This window comes from Phormidium sp. FACHB-592 (assembly GCF_014695795.1).
Taxonomy (GTDB): domain Bacteria; phylum Cyanobacteriota; class Cyanobacteriia; order Leptolyngbyales; family Leptolyngbyaceae; genus Stenomitos.
Map to the genome: position 1 here is coordinate 1 of NZ_JACJOZ010000090.1, position 20074 is coordinate 20074.

The window sequence follows — 20074 nt, forward strand, 5'->3', positions numbered from 1 at the left end:
AGTCAGGAGTCAGGAGCCAGCATGAACTCAGAACTTAGAACTCAAAACTCAGCACTCACAACTTTCCTCAACACCCCAAACCCCAAACTCGACTCCCCAATTACTGAAGCAACTGGCTGGCAAGTCACTCCTACTGGCGAAGTCCTTCTGGTTGCCAGCACCCCTGACCATACAGTACAGAATCGATTGAATCAAGCAGTTACCTGCCAGGGAAGGTAGTATCAGCCTGCCTTGCGTATGGGTGAAAGCCCACTAAGTTGCACATCAATCGGCTTTTGAGTGAATTGGGTGTGAGTGATCGCCTGCGCTGATTTGTCACTCACTCAAGCCATGATTGTTGCCGTTCAGCATGGGGTAACCAGTTGTGGATTGTACTTTAGTTGACCTTGGGCTACCAACTTTAGTTCAGGAAAGTCTTGCGTCGTGAGATGGGCTCATGCACCCATCACTCGACTACACAAAAGTGACAACTCAGAGTTGACTACAAGAGAGAGTCAATTCCCTATAGTGAACTCATACAAACACAGAGAGTAACTGAGTTACAGGTTTTGAGTTTGTTTTACACCAATGGTGCAAAGAGGACTGTAGGGCGATCGCTGAAATGTTAAGCGGTTGACGGCAGCGAGTGTCAATGCAAGTCATTAAGTTCGCTCTCCATCCCAATTATTGTGTGACAGAGGATCGTTTTATGGTATCCACTCCCTTACTGATCAAAGATGATAGCGATCGCTTAAGCGCTTCAACTCAAATTGATTCCTTTGTTGGTTCTTCTCTAAAGCGGGCGTTTACGGCTGTTGCTCAAGAGGTTGTAGAGTTGCTAAAGCAATCTCAGCCTTTGCAAACCGATAGCATCAACCGCACTGGGATGACAACATACGATCGATCAGAAACCATTATGATTCGGGCAATCGAGCCAGAATACAAAGAAGTCATTGCAGTCGAACCATTAACGGCTCGCGAGTTAGAGGTGTTGAAACTGATTGTGGAAGGTCATAACAATCCCACAATCGCTGGAAAGCTCCACATCACGATGGGAACTGTGAAAACCCATGTTCGCAATATTTTGAAGAAACTCTATGTGAACGATCGCACCCAGGCAGCGATTCGGGCACTTCGTTCCGGGCTAGTTCACTAGTTCCATTTAATTAGTTCAACCAAAATACAGGGGTTGTCATGCCCATGAGTTACAGGTTTGACTTCTGGCAAAACATCTAGTGAATACACCACTGGTAAGCAGCTAGAACACTTCTAAAAGACGGAGCGTAAAATTATGTACCAACTTTCATCTTCTGAGCAGGATCAATCGCCGCTTGACGCCGCTCGCCCGCGTAATCGTAACCGAGGTGTATTGCTATCGCAACAGGGATGGCAGAAATTGACGCAAGCGGGTGTTCTTCATGATCAATGGGGTAATCGTTACAGTTATGAAACCTTGAGTGAACGATCGCTACTGAATGAGCGTACCGTCAGCCGCATTCTCAGCTGTGAGGTAAGAGTAGACAAACGTTCGCTGAAAATCTTCTTTGCCGCGTTTGGCTTCCAGTTCAGTAGCAAGGATTATGTCACTGCTACTTATGATCCAGCGAATCAAACCATTAACAGTCTTTCTCGCTATCTCAATACCACTGTGCACAGCGTTGAAACAACGTTGTCGTATCAAGAACTCGTTGAACTCCATCAACGATTAAACCAGGATTTGCAACATCTTTCTCATCTACTCCATTTACACGAGATCAATGGAAGTATGCCCTTGCAAGCATCAGAACTGAATTAACCATTATTGCTCCCTTGAGCACTTTGGCAGGAGTAAACTCATGACAACGCGCCTTGATGGCTGAAGGTGCGTTTGCCAACGTCGCGAGTGGTAAAAGTTCATCTGTTGATGAGAAAAAGCTGCACATATAACACTTGATAGCCATCAAAGAACACATGATGACACAGATTAAGACACCATTCGGACGGCATTCCACCGCTGCTGAAGTCGTCAAGGGCATTGATCTTTCTGGCAAACGGGCGATCGTTACTGGAGGAGCATCGGGTATCGGCATCGAAACGGCACGGGCACTCGCTCTCACCGGGGCGGATGTGACCTTAGCGGTGCGTAACGTTGATGCCGGAAAACAAACGGCTGCTGATATCACTACCACCACGGGTAATGGAAACATTCACGTCGCCCCACTTGATTTGGCAGACCCAGCCTCGATCGCCACCTTTATTGCCGCATGGGATAAACCATTACACATTCTCGTCAACAATGCGGGCATCATGGCATTGCCCGAACAGCATACACCCGAAGGCTGGGAGATGCAGTTTGCCACCAATCATCTTGGACACTTCGCGCTGGCACTGGGACTCCACGACACGCTTGCTGCTGATGGGGCGGCACGGATCATATCCGTCAGCTCTAGCAGTCATCTGATATCACCGATTGTATTCGACGATATCCACTTTGCATTCCGTCCTTACGACCCGTGGCTAGCATACGGACAGTCCAAAACAGCAAATATTCTCTTTGCTGTTGGTGCCACCAAACGCTGGTTTAGGGATGGCATCACTGCCAATGCCTTGATGCCTGGTGCCATCGCAACCAACCTTCAACGTCATGTCGGTGGTATCCAGACGCCACCAGAGCAGCAGAAGACACCGGAGCAGGGTGCTGCCACTTCAGTGCTGTTGGCGACTTTCCCACTGTTAAAAGGTCTTGGTGGTCGCTACTTTGAGGACTGCAACGAAGCCGCGATTGTGCCCCAGCGTACTGAAGACTACAGCGGCGTTGCTCCCTACGCTCTTGCCCCAGATAACGTCGATCGCCTCTGGGATGAATCGTTACGCCTATTGGGTCAGTGATTTTTATGCGTCATTTGTCATGCAGTAAGAGTCACAAAATGACAGGGTTCACCAAAGATGTGGCTATGGCTTTTTTTCTTGACACTATGCAGCGCTTAGGAAAGGTCATTGCGCCTGATCGAATCGGTTAGAAGAACCATTTTTCGCAACCCAACAAAACCAACAAACACAAAGGAGTTTAGGACATGAATAGGTTCACCATCAAGAATGTTATTCGCCTGCTTTTAATTTCCTCACTTTCCCTCGGGGTCATCCTCGTTACTTCATTAGGAGCCATCATGAATCCTGCCAGTGCCCAAGGCAACAAGCCCACCGTCGTTCTCGTCCACGGCGCGTTCGCCGAGTCTGCGAGTTGGAACGGTGTCTTGACCAAGCTGATCACAAAAGGGTATCCAACCGTTGCTGTAGCAAATCCCCTGCGCGGCGTTAAAAGCGATGCGGACTATGTTGCTAGCGCCCTTAAAGACATCAAGGGTCCAATCGTGCTGGTTGGGCACTCCTATGGCGGCTCGGTGATCACCAATGCAGTCAATGGCAACCAGAACGTGAAGGCACTGGTCTACGTGGCTGGTTTTGCTCCTGAGACGGGCGAAACTGCCGCCGCACTTTCAGGACGTTATCCGGGCAGCACGCTTGGTCCGACACTCGCGCCACCAGTTGCCCTGCCCGATGGCGGCAAGGATCTCTACATCCAGCAGTCCAAGTTCCACGCTCAGTTTGCGGCGGATGTGCCCACTAATGATGCACAACTGATGGCTAGCACACAGCGTCCAATTGTGGCAGCCGCGTTTGATGAAGCCTCTGGTGCGCCTGCATGGAAATCTACCCCGTCTTGGTTCATCTATGGGGAGCGCGACTTGAATATTCCAGCAGCGGTACACGCATTCATGGCGAAGCGCGCTAACTCAAAGGAGACAATCGCTGTGAAAGGCGCGTCTCATGTGGTAATGATTTCCCATGCGGATGCGGTTGCTAAGCTCATTGAACACGCCGCTACCACGAAATAGAATCGGAGCAGAGCGCATTTCAATGTTTCTGGCGACTACAGCGATCGAATCTCTAAACACTAAAAGATGGATCAATCAACCATTGAAATCGGCTTTCCAGGCAAAGCCATTGAACCTTAGAGACATATATTGTTCGGTTGTCAAACGCAAAGGAGAAGCCAGTGGATACTGAATACTACGATGACATTATTATCGGCGGTGGCAAAGCTGGTAAAACACTGGCACCCGCGTTAGTTGCGGCTGGACGAAAAACCGCTTTGGTGGAACGCAGCTTAACCATGATTGGTGGTGGCTGCATCAATATCGCCTGCATTTCCACTAAAACGATGGTAGCTAGTGCAGAGGTTGCCCACACCGTCCGCATAGTGCCGTTTATGGCGTTCAAACTACCGCACCTACTGTTGATTTAGCAGCAGTTATCCAACGTAAACGATCGGTGGTGGAAACGGCACGTGCAGCGAACTTGCACCTTTTAGAAACAGCTCTCGATCATGATCTCATCATTGGCACAGCGCGGTTTGTGGCTCCTAAAACCATCGAAGTGGCAACGGCTAAAGGCAACACTCGACAACTCACTGCCGAACGGTTGTTTATCAATACGGGCACAAGACCTTTAATTCCATCGGTACCGGAACTCAAAGAAACTGGGTTTCTGACCAGTGAGTCGATTATGGAACTAGGACAGTTGCCGGAGCATCTAATCGTGCTGAGCAGTGGTTACATTGGGTTGGAGTTTGCCCAGATGTTTCGGCACTTTGGCTCTCGCGTGACTGTGATTAGGCAGCGTGAGCAAATTCTGTCAGCGCAAGATCCCGATGTCGCGATCGCAGTACAAACCCTCTTAGAACAAGGCAGTATTGAATTTCTCTTGAAGTCAAAAGTAAAGTGGGTCGATCGTGCTAGCAATGAAACCATTCTGCAAGTTCAGGTAGGCGATCGCGAAGTCAAACTCCAGGGTTCGCATTTACTCGTCGCTGTGGGTCGCGCACTGACCACTGATGTCTTAAATTTACCTGCTGCGGGTATTGCAGTGGATGCCAACGGCTTTATTCAAGTCAACGATCGCCTGGAAACCAACGTTCCGAATATCTGGGCGTTGGGTGAGATCAATGAGGGACCGCAATATACCCATATCGCACTGGACGATTATCGGATTATTAAAGCGAATCTCATTGACGGTGGCAACCGTCGCACGAGCGCTCGTCCCATTCCATCTTGCTTGTTCATTGACCCAGAACTAGCGCAGGTAGGTTTAACTGAAACTGCCGCACGGCAACAATGGTATAACATCCGTGTAGCGAAGCTGGATGCGTCCGCTATTCCTCGCGCTAGAACGCTTGGTAGAATCGATGGCTTACTAAAGGCGATCGTGGATGCCAAGACCGATCGCATTCTCGGTTGTTCACTGCTATGTCATGCAGCAGATGAAATGCTTTCAACGGTACAAATGGTGATGCAAGCGCAGATGCCCTATACCGTTTTGCGTGACGGTGTGTTGACGCAGCTCACGATGACGGAAGGGTTAAATCTGCTGTTCTCAAAGCTGTAAGGCAACCAATGCACGCACCCGGTCTGTCCAACACTCACATTCAAACTCAACAACAATAGGACTTATCATGAATAAACTAGATGGAAAAGTTGCGCTTGTCACTGGTGGCACTAGCGGTATTGGTCTTGCCACATCCAAACACTTTGTCGCTGAAGGTGCCTACGTCTTCATCACGGGTCGTCGTCAGCCTGAGCTAGATGCCGCAGTGAAGGGCATTGGTAAAAATGTCACAGGTGTTCAGAGTGATGTCTCAAATCTGGCAGACCTCGATCGTCTTTACGCCACGATCAAGCAAGAGCAAGGTCGTCTGGATATCATCTTCGCTAATGCTGGTGGTGGCGAACTTGTCCCACTCGGATCGATTACCGAAGAACATTTTGACAAAACATTCAACACCAATGTCAAGGGTCTACTGTTCACCGTGCAGAAGGCACTGCCGCTGTTACCAGAGGGCGCTTCCATCATCCTGAATGCCTCAACTACTTCCATTATGGGCACCCCTGCCTTCAGCGTGTATAGCGCCACCAAAGCTGCTGGGCGATCGTTTGCCCGCAACTGGATACTCGACCTCAAAGAGCGCCAGATCCGGGTGAACGCCATTAGTCCTGGGGTGGTGCTAACTCCTGGTTATGATCACCTGGGGCTGAGCGACGAGCAATTGCAGTCATTTGTGGACAGCCAAGCTGTCACCATCCCGCTGGGACGAGTCGGCACGCCTGATGAAATTGCCAAAGCTGTTGTCTTTCTCGCGTCCGACGATAGCAGCTTCGTCAACGGCATTGAGCTGTTTGTTGATGGCGGGATGGCACAGATTTGAAGCATTCTAAAAACTCATCACTAAAGCCATCAAAACATCCATTATTGCTATGAATACAACCAACGGCATTGCCAGTCAACCCAGTCCCTATTCAGTCACTGAAAGCATTGATCGCTTAGTCACCATCCTTCAATCAAAAGGCATCACTATTTTTGCCCGCATCGATCAATAAGTGGAAGCCGAAAAAGTGGGGCTGAGCTTGCGTCCAACGCAGTTGTTATTGTTCGGCAACCCGCAAGCCGGAACGCCGCTCATGGTCGCGGAACCGACGATTGCCCTAGATTTACCGTTAAAAGTGGTGGCATGGGAAGCGGCAGATGGCAAAGTATGGTTGGGTTACAATGATGTCCATTACTTACAGCAACGGTACTTGCTCTCCGATGAGTTGGTGAAGCACATTGATGTCATGGCACCGCTCATCCATCAAGCACTTCTTTAAGCAGCGTTTTAAGCCATTCATTTAGATACTTAACTATGATGGACTACACCCTTAGTGCTAAGGACATTCGCGGTCCATCACCATTGCTTGCGATCGTCAATGAAGCACCGCCCAGGCTAATTGTCGATCCACCACTTCCCGAACCGTTAGTTCAGGGTCGTGTTTTTATCCAGTACCGGACGGAGAATTTGCGCGTGGTGCCAGTGTTCAGCAAAGGTGCCCTTGATGTATCGCCGCGCCTTGGCCATATTCATGTCACTGTTGATGACGCACCGTGGCACTTCGTCGATGCTAGCGGCGAAACCATCATCTTGGTCGGACTGGAACCGGGTCAACACAAGGTGCTGATCGAACTGGCCGATCCTACGCACAAAGTCATCACTAGCGAAACGGTACATTTCACGCTGCCCGATCCTAAATCATGAGTGGGCACCCTTTTCTTCCTCCTAGTCAACCTTCGCACCTAACACAAACAAGATTCACGCCATGAACGTCTTCATTACCTAGTGGATCTGGGTTCCTTTACAAAGGCAATCTGGTCGATCAGAATCTCGAAGGTCAACATTTTGCACATCGTCATGATGATTGATGTTGTTGCACCGTCAATCCACCAAGCGCTTCTTCAGCAACGCTTTGATCCATTCGTTTGAATACTTGATTTGAAAAAAACACGTTTAAAGCTTGCTGGCTTGAGAGCCGATCGTCTCCGTATGCCTGCTTCTTTTTTTAGTATGGTTCTCGGTTTAGTGGGGTTAGGAAGCTGTTGGCGAGTCGCTGGTAAAATTTGGCCTCTGCCTGTCTGGGTTAGCGAAAGCATTATGCTGCTTGCCGTTGTCATCTGGTTTGTGTTGTTGCTGCTCTATATCAGCAAATGGCTGTGGGCGAAAGAGGATGCTTTGGCTGAGTTCGAGCATCCCATTTTGTGTTGTTTTATTGGGTTAGTGCCGGTGTCTACGTTGCTGGTGGCGCTAGCGATCATGCCCTACTCCCATACGATTGCTGTGGCGCTATTCGTGGTCGGCGCGATCAGTCAGTTGGGTTTTGGTGTGTATCGCTCCGGTCAGTTTTGGATGGGCGGACGCAAGCCAGCAGCGACCACGCCTGTACTTTATCTGACAGGAGTTGCAGGGAGTTTTGTCACCACGATCGTTGCCAGTGCTCTCGGTTATCGAGAATGGAGCGTGTTGTTTTTTGGGATGGGGATGTTCTCATGGCTAGCACTGGAATCCATCATCATGCAGCGACTCTACCTGTTGGAAGCGTTGCCCAAACCCCTACGTCCAACGCTCGGTCTTCAACTGGCACCCCCTGCTGTCGGTTGTGTCGCCTACTTGAGCATTACCAGCGGTCCGCCCGATACCTTCGCCCAAATGCTCTTCGGCTACGGCTTGTTGCAGGCATTAATTCTACTGCGGCTGATGCCGTGGTTGTTTCAACAACCCTTTACCGCCTCTTATTGGGCATTCACGCTCGGTATTGCTGCCTTGGCGCTAGCACCCTTGCGCTTTGTTGAAAGGGGTACTACTGGAGTGATAGAAGGATTAGCAGTGCTGCTCTTCATTGGTGCCAATATTGTGATCGGCAGTATTTTCTTGGGGACAGTACGACTGTTGCTGCGAGACAAACTCTCGCCGCCAGCGATGCCTGCAAAAGCGGACTGAACGCAATCGATCGTCGAGAAGATTTATAAATCGCAAGTGCGTTACAAGTTATTACTCCTTTAGAGCGGCGATTGCAGTAGAAAAGCATGAAACATGAACCATCGCGAGATTCTCTAGCCAATTTACTGTTGCCGCTTGCCCTGATTTTGGGCTTAGTGTTGCTGCTGAGCCTGAACACAGGGCAGGCGGGTGGAGTATCGGAGACGGCCAGTCCGCTAGAAGCATGGCTGAAAATTATTGTCGGCTATCTTGCAGCAGGGGCGGAAATTGCAGCGGCAGTGGTCATTGGTGGTGCGATCGTCCGAGGGAGCATAAGCTATGTACGCCAGCTATTCTTGCGTAAGCAACCGCTTGATGCCACCGAAGTGATTCGTCTCCAACTAGGGCGGGTGCTGGCATTAGGTCTAGAATTTACGGTTGCTAGTGACATCCTCCGCACGGCAGTAGCACCAACGCGCCAAGATATCTTAAATTTGGGCGCGATCGTTTTATTGCGAACACTGCTTAACTACTTTCTAGAACGTGAAATCCAGCAGGGAGAGCAACGCCACTCACCAGAGCAACCAGTAATGAGAGAACGATGAGCCAAAATCATTCCAGTTCAAAGCCGCTTCAAGGTGCAAACGGTTCTTCTAGCCAACGCTTACCGCTCAAGGGAAAACAGTTGCTGGCAAACGCTCCGACACTCACCGCACTAAAAGCTTGTTGAAGAATCACTGCACACTTTTGTATCAGCTATCGGCAGTCAGAGAAAAGCTGGCTAACTGACCGCTGGCAGCTAGAAAATGTGCCATTGTTTCTTTACAGCCGCTAAATGTTGGTACTCGTTGAAACGCTGGGTTGGCAGTGGCTACTGTTTGCGTTCCTCTCTCCATCGCTTTTCTGATTGATCACAAGCGGCGTGGAATTGACCCACCGAGATTAGAACCACAGACTTAAAAACGCTTATGGGCTAAGAGAAGGGGTATTTGTCGGCTTCTCCTAGCCCATAAGCGTTTTCTGTTTTACAACACAACCCTACTATCACTGCATGGCTGCTACAATTTCATCTGTAGACAAAACGGCATTGGCGATATACCCAAAGTTGATCAATGCCGCTTTGTAGCCATCGCCCAACTCTGGATGCCGAGGAGCAGCTGTTGCATCTTTGACAACAAGCACCTCAAATCCTTGTTCGATTAAGTCGCGCAGGTGAGCTTCAACACAGATGTTGGCTAGCATTCCCAGCAGAATGACTTTGCTGATATTACGCTTCCGTAGTTGCAAAACGAGGTCGTTGCTCTGTGGTCCATAGGCTTTGTGGGGACTGACCACGATCGTCTTGCCATCTTCAATAAAGGGTTTGTAGCAATCAAGCCAGTCAGCACCCGATCCTAAGAAACCATCAAGTGTTAAAGGTCCACGGCGATCGAACTCTTTGACCCCCAGCATCATCTGCTCCAAGGTGCCGGTAATTCTCCAGTTGTAGTCAGTGGGATAGTAATAATGGGGGGAGATAAACACCTCAAAGCCAGCCTGCTTAGCAGCTTTGAAGACTCGTTCGATGTTCTCGACGGTCTTGTTGTCTTTGACGCTTTCGCCGACTAAATCCCAGGAGACTCCCGTTTCACTTAAGACATCATTCTGTGGATCGATCACGACGATCGCGGTGTCATTCTTGTTGATATGCATGTTTCTCCTTGTTCATGTTCACATGGTTCTTCTCGTTAGGCGCGTTGCACTGAACGGTCTCAATCTCTTTCGCCTGTTCAAACGCAAACTATGAAGTCGATCGCATCTGACTTACCCAATAAAGATTGAATAAGTCAGAGTAGCCTCAAGCCTGTGATCGCGAATCCCTGTCTGCAAAGCACGATCGCCACATTCCAGCAAAAGCGAGGCTTTACTGCAACTTGCAATCCAAACAACAATCGGTTTCTATTGCAGATGTTTCTTCAATTCAGCGGCTGCGTGGACAAACAGCGAACGTACTGCCGGAACCTCGGCTAAACCATTTAACAGCCCAAAGTCATGAATCATACCGTTGTAACGCACGGTTGTCACTTTCACTCCAGCCTCATCGAGCTTGCGTCCATAGGCTTCGCCACCATCACGCAAGATATCGCTTTCGGCAACTTGAATCAACGCCGGAGGCAAGCCTTGCAGTTGCTCAACCGTAGCCTGTAAGGGAGAGGCATAGATGTCTTGGCGTTTTTCTGGGTCAGCGATGTACATGTCATACATCCACTGCATCAACGGCGTCGTCAGAAACCGCTTCTCACCAAATTGATGATAAGAATCTGTTTCAAAGCTAGCGTCTACGATCGGCCACATCATAATTTGTAACTTAATGTGCGGACCGCCTTTTGCTTTTGCCATCAACGCAGTGACAGCCGTCATGTTACCACCCACACTGCTGCCGACTACTGCCAGATTTTTGCCGTCCACCTCAATCTCCTCTCCATGCTCAGCAACCCATTTCGTCGCAGCATAGATCTCGTTAATTGCTTGTGGGTACTGAGCATCTGGTGTGCGAGTGTAGTTGACAAAAACACCCGCGAACCCTGAAAGCACAACCAGATCGCGAACCATACGCTTGTGGGTTGGATAATCACCTAGCACCCAACCGCCACCATGAATAAAGATGAAAACAGGCAGTGTGCCTTTGACACCTTGCGGTCGCACGATATTGAGTGTTATTGGGTAGCCATCAGCAGTAATCGTCTTCTCCGACTCCTCAATGCCTGAGAGATCGACGTTAACAGAAGCTTGTGCATCCACTAGCACTTGACGCGCGTCAAGTGGCGGTAAGGTCTCCAAAGGCACGCCCCCTGCATTCAGCAATTTCAAAAATGCCTTTACTTCTTTAGAAAGGTGCGGATCATCTGCAACCTCCAAGACTTTTACTGCTGGTGGATTTACTTGGGCAACCATGACTTTCTCCTTTTGATGGGTAGTAAATAATCTGTTGAAATGGCACTATTAAGTTAACTAACTTGGCAGTGTGAATTGATGAGCGATGATTGTGAACTGGCTTCACCTTTTAGCGACCTTGCTTTCTAGGCTTTCTAGCCGAAATCATTTCCTGCTAGTCGCTAGCATGATGTTTTCCTTTGCAATGTGAGCGGACATAAAGTGACGAATATAATCTGAGATCGCGTCCCCCTCTTCTTCCAACGCAAAATGCCCGGTATCGAGTAAATGGAACTCAACGTCTTTCAGGTCGCGCTGATAAGGATAGGCACCCTCAGCGGGAAAGATGTAGTCGTTCTTGCCCCACACAATTAGGGTCGGTGGTTGGTAGTTGCGGAAATACTCCTGCCATTGTGGGTAGAGCGGTGGATTGGTGCCATAGCTATGTAACAGCGCCAGTTGAATCTCACCGTTGCCGGGGCGATCGAGAAACAATTGATCCATCGTCCAGGTGTCTGGGCTAATCGTTTCAAGGTTGCGAACACCATTGGTATATTGCCACTTGGTTGCTTCGAGAGTGACAAGGTGAGTGAGCTTACTCGCATTCTCAGGCGACTTGTCTTGCCAGTAAGCTTTGATCGGTTCCCAAAATTCGCGCAGCCCTTCCTCGTAGGCATTTCCATTTTGCACAATCAACGCTTGCACTCGCTCCGGATATTTAGCGGCAATACGATAGCCAATCGGGGCACCATAATCCATCACATAAAGGCTGTACTTCTTGAGATCGATCGCAGTAATAAACTTTTCCATAATTTCAGCCAGGAGATCAAACGTGTAGTCAAACTCATGCACCGTGGGCATTGAACTGTTGCCATATCCTGGATAATCAGGTGCGACGAGATGGAATTTATCAGCAAGGGCGAGAATCAAGTTGCGAAACATGTGAGAGGAGGTTGGAAAACCATGTAGCAGCAGAATCGTGGGATTGCTACGAGAGCCAGCTTCACGGTAAAAGATGTTTAAACCATCGATCGAAACTGTGCGATAAGTAGTCATGAAATTACTCCTTGTCGTTTGATAAAGGTAAAATGATGATGTTTTACGGTGAGCTAATCTATCTCTCACCCTGACGGCGACTCTGCTCCTGGAAATAGTCGCGCCAACTTCCGGGTAACGGTTCTAATTGAGCAGCCCGGTGAAGCAGCTCTGGATCGGTCTTCTCACGAGTATACAGTTGTGTAATATCAGCAACCGTGATGTTGTTATCATCCTGGCTGACCAACTCTAAAGTGTCTCCGGCTCCGACCTCGCCTTCTTGCAAAATGGAGAAGTAAAAACCAGTGCGATGACTGGCAAGAAAGCGTTTCACCATATCTGGTCGCCCAAACCGATGCCTAGCTTGTAGCAGGGCATTCGCGGCTGTGTCACCATTAGTTGAACCGTACCGACCTGGAAGCGCTCGCCAATGTTCAGTGCTTCTTCCCGGAATCCAGTCACCGTGAAATTCTCACCAAAGCTGCCGAGCGTTAACTCTGTATCAGGTAACTCATTGCGCCAGTAAGCGTAATGCTCAAAAGGATAAACATAAACAGCTTTCTCTAAACCACCATGAACAGTAAGATCAGCCTGTCCATCACCATTCAAATTGAGCGATCGCACCATCACACGATCGCTCACTAGCTCTTTGAAAATGCCAGTCCTCACTGTTTTTCCTTTCCAGTTCACTTCACGCGGAAGTCCAACGTTGACAGAGATGAGTTCCATGTTCAACTCCACAATATTTGGTTCTAAAGAGGCAACAATCCTTTACGGTTGCCCATCTTTGCTGCAACGCTGTAACCGTTTGTATGACCTTAATTTAGAAGACCGACCCAAATTTGTCGTCCATTCCAGGTCTATCGTTTAAGTAATCAATCGATTACGAATTGATTGATCCGAAGTATAGGCTTTGATCCAACTTAAGTTCATAATCTCGATCAACCTTAAATTGGTTATAGGAAGCTTAGGGACTGGTAAGCCCACGTTTCATCGCAATAATGGTTGCCTGTGTGCGGTCTTTCGCGCCCAACTTGCTTAAGATACGGTTGATGTTGGATTTGACGGTGCTTTCCGTGATCGTCAAAGCAACACCGATCTCCAAATTACTCATACCTTGAGCAACTAACTGAAGGACTTCCAACTCACGATCAGTCAACGCTGGATTGTTCATGCGCTCCACTAACTTAGCGCCAACATGTGAGGGAATATATTGCTGACCGCCGTACACGGTGCGAATCGCTTCACGTAGTTCGCTGGGTTTAGAGTCTTTGAGCAAATAACCTTTAGCTCCAGCGCGTAAGCCACGATAGATGTCCTCATCACCATCATAGGTGGTTAAGACAATCACACGCGCCGTGTTAAATTCAGTGCAAAGCGCCGTAATGGCTTCCACCCCTCCCATTTCAGGCATCCGCAAATCCATCAAGGTAACATCCGGTTGCTCCTGGCGAAACAACTTGATCGCTTCAACACCATTCTTTGCCTGACCAATCACAGTCATATCTTCTTCTTCATTAATGAGGGCAGCGATTCCTTCTTGAACGATCAGATGATCATCCACAATCAGAACCCGTATGACTGCTGGTTGACTCATGACAACTTACTCCCGACTCACAATCACAACGACTTCTGTGCCCTGTCCCGGCTGACTCTGGATGATTAATTCACCGTTTATTCGCTCCGCGCGCTCGCTCATGCCGATTAAACCAAAGCCCCGCTCTAGAGAAACTTGAGAAACATCAAAGCCCTGCCCATCGTCTTTCACTCGTAGAAAGCACTGCGTTTCCTCATACACTAACTCAATGTGAATGGTAGTAGCGTGGGCGTATTTAACAGCGTTGGTGAGAGCTTCTTGCCCAATCCGTAAGAGATGATTTTCAACGTGGGGGGCTAAAGGATAGGTAACCCCAATGATTTCACACGTGAGCTGAGTCTGGTTGGAAACTTGCATTTGAGCCGTCAGGTGTTTGAGAACACTTGGCAAATCGCCTTCCTCTAGAAGCTTTGGACGCAAGGCAACCACCGATCGCCGTGCTTCTGCCAGTCCAGACCGCGCTAATTCATCCACAGTTTCCAGATGTGCTTCTGCTTTCGCTGGCTTTTTCACCATGATTTCCAGCGCGGCTCCCACATGCAGCAGGATGCCCGTAAACGCTTGTGCTAAAACATCGTGAATCTCTCGTGCCATGCGGTTGCGTTCATCTAGCAGGGTGGCTTCTTCAGCGCGTTTGCGATCGCTAATATCTTGTCCAATGCCCACAAAGAGATGATTGTCGAGCTGAACATTTGCCCAGGCGGTGTTTACAAAGCGATCGTCTTTAGTTCTAATTTTTAGCTCTAGCCAGGTGCCAGTGGCGGCTAGCAGGTGGTCTAAAAGCTGCTGCCGCTGTGCTGAATCAGAACTACATTCAGCGATCAGATCAATGTTCTGCATATCAGCGGTTGACCAGCCCAAAATTTGCTCAAACTGACAATTGACAAACTCAATGCGCCCCATTGCATCGTAAAGCGTAATCATTACTGGAATATGATCCACGATCGTTTGTAAAAGCTGTTTCTGCTGGCTTAAAGTCGCTTCCGCCTGTGTTCGTTCAACAATTTCTTGTTCCAGGTTTAAGGTTCGCTCTTCCACTTTTTGTTCCAAAGTACGAGCATACTCCTTGAGATTTCCCCACAACAGATACCCATTGCTGGTAATGGCAGATCCCACAAGCGCCAGCAGCGGCGGGATGATGATAACCCACCAACCCAGCAAAAAGCACCCATAGGCGCTACCGGTTAGGGCAATTCCCAACAGCACCACTTTCGAGATGGTTTGTTGTGGTGAAGAGGCTGTCCAACCGATAACGGCTCCAATGGTTGACCAGGCAATGATCCACAACCATGCTATCGGCTCTGACCAAGCATGCAATAGCGGTCTTCCATCTAAAGCAGCGCTCAACAATTGACTGGCTAGCAAAGCGTGGACTTCCACCCCAGCGGGTGCAGCAATGGAGGTAGTTGTATAGGCGGTGAAGAATTTGTCATTCACGCTTTCTGCGGTTAAACCGATGAAGACGATGCGATCGCGCACTAAATCGCGTGGCAAGCGATCCTGCAAGACATCCGTCAGCGAAATTGTGCGAAAGCCTTTTTGGACTTTGGGAAAGTTGGACAGAATTTGATACCCTCTCGCATCCATACCCACATAACCACCATAACTTGACTGCAACGGCGTAAAGACGGCTCGCCCCAACCGAAAATGCGTCTGCTCAGGGTTAAGGGGCTGACGGCTGATACCCTGCCGATCAAGGTACAAAAACGCTAAACGTGCGCCCAACGTAAAGATCGATCGATTATCTTGCGTTCTTAAATACAGCAGGCTACGACGCACCCGACCGTCGGTATCGAGCAACAGATCGCTTGCACTCACCTGATCACGCTGCTTGAGGAGGGGTGGTGCAGGAATTACCTGACCATTCGCCGTTTGAATGACCTTTTCAATGCCGATTAAGTTGGGCGTGGTAGTGAAGACGTTGACCAAAGCCTGATGACCCGGTTCAACGGGCAGATCACGAAAGATATCCAGCCCAATGGCTTTGGGTTGCTGTTGTTTCAGCAAGGTGATGGTGCGAGCTAAGGCAGCATCAGACATGGGCCATTGTCCCAGTTGTTGAATATCTGACTCATCAATCGTGACAAGGACAATCCGAGGATCAACCGCTTCCACGGGACGGAGGCGAAACATTTCGTCAAGTGCCACTAATTCCATGAGTTGTAGCGTGCCTGCAAAGCGCAAAAGCAGCAAACCTCCGGCAATGCTGGGAATTGTGACTAAAACGCCACGCCAGCGCCAAAGCTGCTGTTTCAAGGTTATCCACATAGGGTAAGTACGATCGCTCAACGTGTGTTCGCGTTCTCTGGATTGCTATCAATGATGGTATCGACTCCCGCTGCCTGTAACAGTTCACGCCAAGCGGTAGTGATGCCTGGATCATTACGTTGACTGCGTTTCAACTGATATAGGACAGCGATTGCATCGTACCAAATGTCTGCTTTCTGGTAGAGTGTCGCCTGTTCTCTAGGCGATGCCTGCTGAATTTGGCGTAACCGAGTGGCATCGAGTTCGATGCGTTGCACCATACCTCTGACAAAGCGATCTTCCAGGCGATCGTCCGCGTTGCAAATAATGGCAAACGACCAGGTATAAGGTTTACCCACTTCTAAAGGCATTGCTTGGGCTGGCAGAGTGATACTGATCAGATTGGGAGTCGTGGTCAAAGCAATCTTCGTGTGATAAATGCCCTGCCTCATCCGATTTTGGAGGCTAAACTCGGCGTTTTTCGCACTGGTCTTGGGCACGTAAACGAGAAAGGTAGGACGTTCTGCCAACGTCAAGCCTGCTTTAGCTGTGGGACTAAGGGCAGTCAATAGCGGGTTGGGTGCCGCTCCCGTATCTTGAGGGCAATTAGCTGGATCACGTCGTCCCCCTGCCGATGAGCTACCCGGATTTGATGGCGGCGGCGGCGGATTGCTCTGCGCGAGTTGTGTCTTTTTAACGTTAGAGAACAAAGATTGTTCACTGCCATGACGCTCTATAGCTGCGCTTGGTGCGATTGCGACAATAGTATTGACGATCGTCAGTTCTAAAACGAGAGCAATACTGTATTGAGTCCATTTCATCATATTTTTTACAACCAATTTCCTAAAAGAACAAACGGTGCCCAGTAATAAGGAGACGCGTAATCATCTTGATGCAGTAAAGCGATCTGAGCACGACGCAGCGCTTCGGCTTTCGTCACGCCGGGCTTGCCTAACTTACGGTAAAACTCAATCATCAGTAAGGCAGTGGAGCGATCGCTGACTGACCATAATGAGGCGAGGGTGCTGCGTGCTCCGGACCGGACCGCTACCCCCGCCATGCCCAGCGCCGCTCGTTTATCCCCGGTTGCCGTTTGACAAGCACTGAGTACCAGCAATTCGATCGGGTTGAGCTTGCCTTCTCTGGAACGGAGCAGTTGATCCAATCGTTTGACGTTGGTGCGTCCATCCCACGTCAGAATAAACGTGTCATCAGCCTTGGAACTAAACTGACCGTGCGTTGCCAGATGCACAATGGACGAAGACGTAGAATCAAGCTGGGTTTGCAGCGATCGCTGCGTGAAAGCTTGATTCAGCAATACCTGGGAGGGTAGTTCTGCTTCAATTTGCTGAATTTCAACCGCCACATTTGGTAAAGCCGCAAAGCCTTCGCGCGCCTGACTTAAACCTGCTAACAGCCCTTGCAGCCGAGCGCGCTCGAGCGCTCGGGGTTGCAGCAATTGTAAGCCAGGAGTCAGCACCACACTGTATTTTTCAATCAAGTACTGCTGACCGTCGTGGAGTGCTGCCATTGGCACACTCCGGAGCAACCCATCGGGCACAAAGATGAGCGTTTTCACGCCACTGGTTGCCAGTTCAGTTTCCACAGGCTTAAGGAGCAGAGTGTAAAGCTGTTGAGCAACGGGTAACTGATCTTCCACAAAGGCAGTTGGGCGCAGCGCCTGACGCATTTGGGTGAGGAGGCGATCGACGTCTGCTTGCAGCAACTGTGTCTTGTGATAACGTAAGGGCTGCTTGGGCAACGCCACAATCACCGCCAACTGGCTAGGCAGAATGATCGGATAGATGACAGCAGCTTGCGGATCAATCTGGTCAATGTTGACCGGACGCACATTGGTACAGGCTTCTCGGAAGAAGTTGTCGAGTTCTGCCAACTGGAGCGCTTCGATCACCTGCCGCGCTTGTTTCAAATTTTCCTGGCTGGGTGCGTCGCTGTCAGACTGCAACAACAATTCCACAAACTGGCGGTAAACAGGTTCAACGCTTTCGCGAAATGAAAACTGCACGTCTGGATTGATCGCCGCCAGATCACCGCGAAGCGATTGCAATGTTTTGACCGCTTCGGTATAAGCAGCTGTGGCATTTTCTAAAGCTCCAGTAGCACAGAGCTGCGTACCTCTACAGAAAACTCGCCCTAGTTGCCACTGCCACTGATACGCAATATTAGGCGCGTTGATGGACTGAGCTAAGCTGAGTGCCTGTCCAGTCAATGTTTTGGCATCATCCCATTGCTGGTTTGTCTCATACAAATTCCCTAACGTACCAAGGGCATAGGACTCAGTACGCCGATCGCCTACGCTGCGACCTTGCTGCACCGCCATAGCAAGTCCCTGAGCCGCAACGCTGAAGAACTTAGGTGGAAGCGGGACTTCCCCCGGCTCCTTTACTCCACCTGCCATCTTGCCCTTCAGCCTGATTAAATTCTGAGCCAAATTAATTTGCCCATAGGCTGACAGACGGCTGGGAGGCAAATTAGTAAGCTGAGATTGAATTTGTAGTAACAAGCGTTGGGCATCCGCCCGTTGATCGGCTTCCACAAGCAAACTCAACTGCATCAACTGAATTTGAGTTTTTGCGGTGAGCGATGGAGCCGTCGTTGCTGCCCGTTGGTAAAACGCCAATGCTGTATTTAGCTCTCCTTGAGCGCGAATCGTGTTTCCCAGACTCAAGAGAATGCCACTCACCTTTGCTGCCGATCGCGGTGTGTCGTCTCGGAGTTTCTCAGCGATCGCTAAGCTCTGCTCTAGGACAGTGCGCGATTGAGCCAAGTTGCCCACTAATCTCAAAATCTTGCCCAGATTGCGTAAACCCGTTACCTTTAACTGCTCATCCGGCTGGTTTTGCAAGGAGTGTTCCACTTGTGTCAGCAGGGCTGTGGCTCGTTTGTAAAGCCCCTCAGACTGTAATGCTCTGGCTTGATTAATCTGGCTACCAAGACTACCAACGGTATCATCTGCTTGACGATAAGCCACTTCAGCCGTGTGCCAGGTTGCAAACGCCTCTGACGCTTGACCATGAACGAGCTGTCGTTCTCCTTGAGTGGTTAACACTTGAGCCAGTACGGCAGCAGCCTCTCGGTTAGCAACCGGGTTCTGAGCGTTCACCAGTGAGATGGCTTGCTCGATCGCACTCTTTGCTTGTGTCCCCTGTCCCAGATCATCCAAAGCCGTGGCGAGAAAGCTGAGCACTAACGCTTGATTCAGGTGATCGCCATCCTGCTCGTAACGGTCTGCTGCCTGCTCCCAAAGGGCAATCGCTTCTGTAAGTTGCCCTGCTTGATAGTGGTCTTCTGCCTGCTGCACAAGCTGGGCTGCGGTCGATAGCGCAGATGGTGGAAGAGACTGAGCCGCGTCTGACGATTTCCCCCTCTGTTCTGCCTCAACCCCAGCATGCGGCTTACCTGTGGCAACGGCGAGACCAACATGAAGGCTAATCATGAGGAACAGCCCTAGCAGAGTCCATGAAAGAACGCGAAACCATCTTCTGTTTAAGATGAAACGCTGCCATTCAGACTTTTTCTGCTGTAATCGCCTATATCGATGCTCCTCATTCATCTGCTTGTGTGGCTCCTTCCAAACCTGCTGTCAGGAGATAGGGTTGATGAAAACGAGTGTCTCTAGCCCGTTTCGTCTTGTTATCGCAAGTTTTGCAGTAAAAGACCAGAATAGATAGGTAAGTTAGCGTATCTTAAGCAGTTTAGTGTGTGCCAGAGCACGCGATCGGCTGCTTTAACTGATTCTCCACCGTTGGGACAAGCGTAGTGCTAACCAGAAGGACTTCGCCAGTAGGAGTGATTTGCCAGCCAGTTGCTTCAGTAATTGAGGTGTCGGGTATTGGGTATCGGGTGTCGAGGAAAGCTTTGAGTGCTGTATAGCCTTCGGCATTCCAGAAACGCGAAGCGTTTCCGAAGGGAATATTTTGAGTTCTGAGTTGTGAATCCATTCCAACTCCTGGCTCCTGACC

General features: G+C 49.6%; 24 protein-coding genes. 13 read left to right on the top strand and 11 right to left on the bottom strand.

Annotation, left to right across the window (positions count from 1 at the left end; translation table 11 throughout):
- The 13 genes from H6F86_RS25330 to H6F86_RS25380 form a co-directional block, all read left to right on the top strand.
- Positions 1–219 (top strand): hypothetical protein (locus H6F86_RS25330; RefSeq protein WP_206756098.1); only part of this gene is annotated, 219 nt, incomplete at its 5' end.
- Between the two features lie 469 nt (positions 220–688).
- The gene (locus tag H6F86_RS33245; protein WP_347241086.1) at positions 689–1135 is read left to right on the top strand and encodes a response regulator transcription factor; all 447 of its coding nucleotides are present in this window, start codon (positions 689–691) and stop codon (positions 1133–1135) included.
- A 135-nt stretch (positions 1136–1270) separates the two neighbouring features.
- A complete protein-coding gene (locus H6F86_RS25340; RefSeq protein ID WP_190452559.1) occupies positions 1271–1774 on the top strand; it encodes a hypothetical protein in 504 nt (167 codons plus the stop codon).
- Between the two features lie 155 nt (positions 1775–1929).
- Positions 1930–2847 carry an SDR family NAD(P)-dependent oxidoreductase gene (locus H6F86_RS25345; protein ID WP_199305500.1) on the top strand — a complete coding sequence of 306 codons (918 nt, stop codon included), beginning with the start codon at positions 1930–1932 and terminating at the stop codon, positions 2845–2847.
- Between the two features lie 185 nt (positions 2848–3032).
- The gene (locus H6F86_RS25350) at positions 3033–3854 is read left to right on the top strand and encodes an alpha/beta hydrolase (RefSeq protein WP_190452561.1); all 822 of its coding nucleotides are present in this window, start codon (positions 3033–3035) and stop codon (positions 3852–3854) included.
- A gap of 161 nt (positions 3855–4015) precedes the next feature.
- Positions 4016–4264: an FAD-dependent oxidoreductase gene (locus tag H6F86_RS32515; RefSeq protein WP_242033689.1), complete on the top strand. Its 249-nt coding sequence runs from the start codon at positions 4016–4018 to the stop codon at positions 4262–4264.
- A gap of 29 nt (positions 4265–4293) precedes the next feature.
- A complete protein-coding gene (locus H6F86_RS25355) occupies positions 4294–5403 on the top strand; it encodes an FAD-dependent oxidoreductase (protein ID WP_347241089.1) in 1110 nt (369 codons plus the stop codon).
- A 67-nt stretch (positions 5404–5470) separates the two neighbouring features.
- Positions 5471–6220: an SDR family oxidoreductase gene (locus tag H6F86_RS25360; RefSeq protein ID WP_190452563.1), complete on the top strand. Its 750-nt coding sequence runs from the start codon at positions 5471–5473 to the stop codon at positions 6218–6220.
- Positions 6221–6269: 49 nt separating this feature from the next.
- Positions 6270–6392, top strand: coding sequence for a hypothetical protein (locus H6F86_RS32985; RefSeq protein WP_277881712.1), 123 nt, complete (start codon positions 6270–6272; stop codon positions 6390–6392).
- Positions 6393–6659, top strand: coding sequence for a DUF302 domain-containing protein (locus H6F86_RS25365; protein WP_199305501.1), 267 nt, complete (start codon positions 6393–6395; stop codon positions 6657–6659).
- A 35-nt stretch (positions 6660–6694) separates the two neighbouring features.
- Positions 6695–7084, top strand: a complete 390-nt coding sequence (locus H6F86_RS25370; RefSeq protein WP_190452566.1) for a DUF6130 family protein — start codon at positions 6695–6697, stop codon at positions 7082–7084.
- Positions 7085–7318: 234 nt separating this feature from the next.
- The gene (tehA, locus tag H6F86_RS25375) at positions 7319–8320 is read left to right on the top strand and encodes a dicarboxylate transporter/tellurite-resistance protein TehA (RefSeq protein ID WP_199305502.1); all 1002 of its coding nucleotides are present in this window, start codon (positions 7319–7321) and stop codon (positions 8318–8320) included.
- Positions 8321–8406: 86 nt separating this feature from the next.
- On the top strand, positions 8407–8904 hold the full coding sequence (locus H6F86_RS25380) for a DUF1622 domain-containing protein (RefSeq protein WP_190452567.1): 498 nt from the start codon (positions 8407–8409) through the stop codon (positions 8902–8904).
- Positions 8905–9051: 147 nt separating this feature from the next.
- On the opposite strand, the gene H6F86_RS25385 is transcribed toward H6F86_RS25380, so the two are convergent.
- From H6F86_RS25385 to H6F86_RS25430, 11 genes are all read right to left on the bottom strand, one after another.
- On the bottom strand, positions 9052–9195 hold the full coding sequence (locus tag H6F86_RS25385; protein WP_190452569.1) for a hypothetical protein: 144 nt from the start codon (positions 9193–9195) through the stop codon (positions 9052–9054).
- A 148-nt stretch (positions 9196–9343) separates the two neighbouring features.
- Positions 9344–9991: a cysteine hydrolase gene (locus H6F86_RS25390; protein ID WP_190452571.1), complete on the bottom strand. Its 648-nt coding sequence runs from the start codon at positions 9989–9991 to the stop codon at positions 9344–9346.
- Between the two features lie 246 nt (positions 9992–10237).
- The gene (locus tag H6F86_RS25395; protein ID WP_190452573.1) at positions 10238–11233 is read right to left on the bottom strand and encodes an alpha/beta hydrolase; all 996 of its coding nucleotides are present in this window, start codon (positions 11231–11233) and stop codon (positions 10238–10240) included.
- 144 nt (positions 11234–11377) lie between these two features.
- Positions 11378–12268: an alpha/beta hydrolase gene (locus H6F86_RS25400; RefSeq protein ID WP_190452575.1), complete on the bottom strand. Its 891-nt coding sequence runs from the start codon at positions 12266–12268 to the stop codon at positions 11378–11380.
- A 58-nt stretch (positions 12269–12326) separates the two neighbouring features.
- Entirely contained in the window at positions 12327–12584 is a 258-nt protein-coding gene (locus H6F86_RS31745; RefSeq protein WP_199305503.1) for a 3-alpha domain-containing protein, read from the bottom strand.
- Positions 12578–12976 (bottom strand): MOSC domain-containing protein, encoded by a 399-nt coding sequence (locus H6F86_RS31750; RefSeq protein WP_199305504.1) that lies wholly within the window; start codon positions 12974–12976, stop codon positions 12578–12580. The genes H6F86_RS31745 and H6F86_RS31750 overlap by 7 nt, the downstream gene beginning before the upstream one ends.
- A 238-nt stretch (positions 12977–13214) precedes the next feature.
- Positions 13215–13844: a response regulator transcription factor gene (locus H6F86_RS25410; protein ID WP_190452576.1), complete on the bottom strand. Its 630-nt coding sequence runs from the start codon at positions 13842–13844 to the stop codon at positions 13215–13217.
- Positions 13845–13850: 6 nt separating this feature from the next.
- A complete protein-coding gene (locus tag H6F86_RS25415) occupies positions 13851–16112 on the bottom strand; it encodes a CHASE2 domain-containing protein (protein WP_206756099.1) in 2262 nt (753 codons plus the stop codon).
- A 17-nt stretch (positions 16113–16129) separates the two neighbouring features.
- Positions 16130–16915: a DUF928 domain-containing protein gene (locus H6F86_RS25420; protein ID WP_190452580.1), complete on the bottom strand. Its 786-nt coding sequence runs from the start codon at positions 16913–16915 to the stop codon at positions 16130–16132.
- A gap of 5 nt (positions 16916–16920) precedes the next feature.
- Positions 16921–19548, bottom strand: coding sequence for a CHAT domain-containing protein (locus H6F86_RS25425; protein WP_190452582.1), 2628 nt, complete (start codon positions 19546–19548; stop codon positions 16921–16923).
- A 259-nt stretch (positions 19549–19807) separates the two neighbouring features.
- A partial coding sequence (locus tag H6F86_RS25430) for a hypothetical protein (RefSeq protein ID WP_206756100.1) occupies positions 19808–20074 on the bottom strand: 267 nt, incomplete at its 5' end.

Excerpts from the sequence above, each read along its gene's own strand:
- H6F86_RS31750 (WP_199305504.1), bottom strand. The coding sequence starts at position 12,976 with ATGGAACTCATCTCTGTCAACGTTGGACTTCCGCGTGAAGTGAACTGG.
- H6F86_RS25340 (WP_190452559.1), top strand. The coding sequence starts at position 1,271 with ATGTACCAACTTTCATCTTCTGAGCAGGATCAATCGCCGCTTGACGCC.
- H6F86_RS25415 (WP_206756099.1), bottom strand. The coding sequence starts at position 16,112 with ATGTGGATAACCTTGAAACAGCAGCTTTGGCGCTGGCGTGGCGTTTTA.
- H6F86_RS31745 (WP_199305503.1), bottom strand. The coding sequence starts at position 12,584 with ATGGTGAAACGCTTTCTTGCCAGTCATCGCACTGGTTTTTACTTCTCC.
- H6F86_RS25390 (WP_190452571.1), bottom strand. The coding sequence starts at position 9,991 with ATGCATATCAACAAGAATGACACCGCGATCGTCGTGATCGATCCACAG.
- H6F86_RS25385 (WP_190452569.1), bottom strand. The coding sequence starts at position 9,195 with ATGGAGAGAGGAACGCAAACAGTAGCCACTGCCAACCCAGCGTTTCAA.
- H6F86_RS25360 (WP_190452563.1), top strand. The coding sequence starts at position 5,471 with ATGAATAAACTAGATGGAAAAGTTGCGCTTGTCACTGGTGGCACTAGC.
- H6F86_RS25370 (WP_190452566.1), top strand. The coding sequence starts at position 6,695 with ATGATGGACTACACCCTTAGTGCTAAGGACATTCGCGGTCCATCACCA.
- H6F86_RS32985 (WP_277881712.1), top strand. The coding sequence starts at position 6,270 with ATGAATACAACCAACGGCATTGCCAGTCAACCCAGTCCCTATTCAGTC.
- H6F86_RS25350 (WP_190452561.1), top strand. The coding sequence starts at position 3,033 with ATGAATAGGTTCACCATCAAGAATGTTATTCGCCTGCTTTTAATTTCC.
- H6F86_RS25400 (WP_190452575.1), bottom strand. The coding sequence starts at position 12,268 with ATGACTACTTATCGCACAGTTTCGATCGATGGTTTAAACATCTTTTAC.
- H6F86_RS25410 (WP_190452576.1), bottom strand. The coding sequence starts at position 13,844 with ATGAGTCAACCAGCAGTCATACGGGTTCTGATTGTGGATGATCATCTG.
- H6F86_RS25395 (WP_190452573.1), bottom strand. The coding sequence starts at position 11,233 with ATGGTTGCCCAAGTAAATCCACCAGCAGTAAAAGTCTTGGAGGTTGCA.
- H6F86_RS25380 (WP_190452567.1), top strand. The coding sequence starts at position 8,407 with ATGAAACATGAACCATCGCGAGATTCTCTAGCCAATTTACTGTTGCCG.
- H6F86_RS33245 (WP_347241086.1), top strand. The coding sequence starts at position 689 with ATGGTATCCACTCCCTTACTGATCAAAGATGATAGCGATCGCTTAAGC.
- H6F86_RS25420 (WP_190452580.1), bottom strand. The coding sequence starts at position 16,915 with ATGATGAAATGGACTCAATACAGTATTGCTCTCGTTTTAGAACTGACG.
- H6F86_RS25425 (WP_190452582.1), bottom strand. The coding sequence starts at position 19,548 with ATGATTAGCCTTCATGTTGGTCTCGCCGTTGCCACAGGTAAGCCGCAT.
- H6F86_RS25345 (WP_199305500.1), top strand. The coding sequence starts at position 1,930 with ATGATGACACAGATTAAGACACCATTCGGACGGCATTCCACCGCTGCT.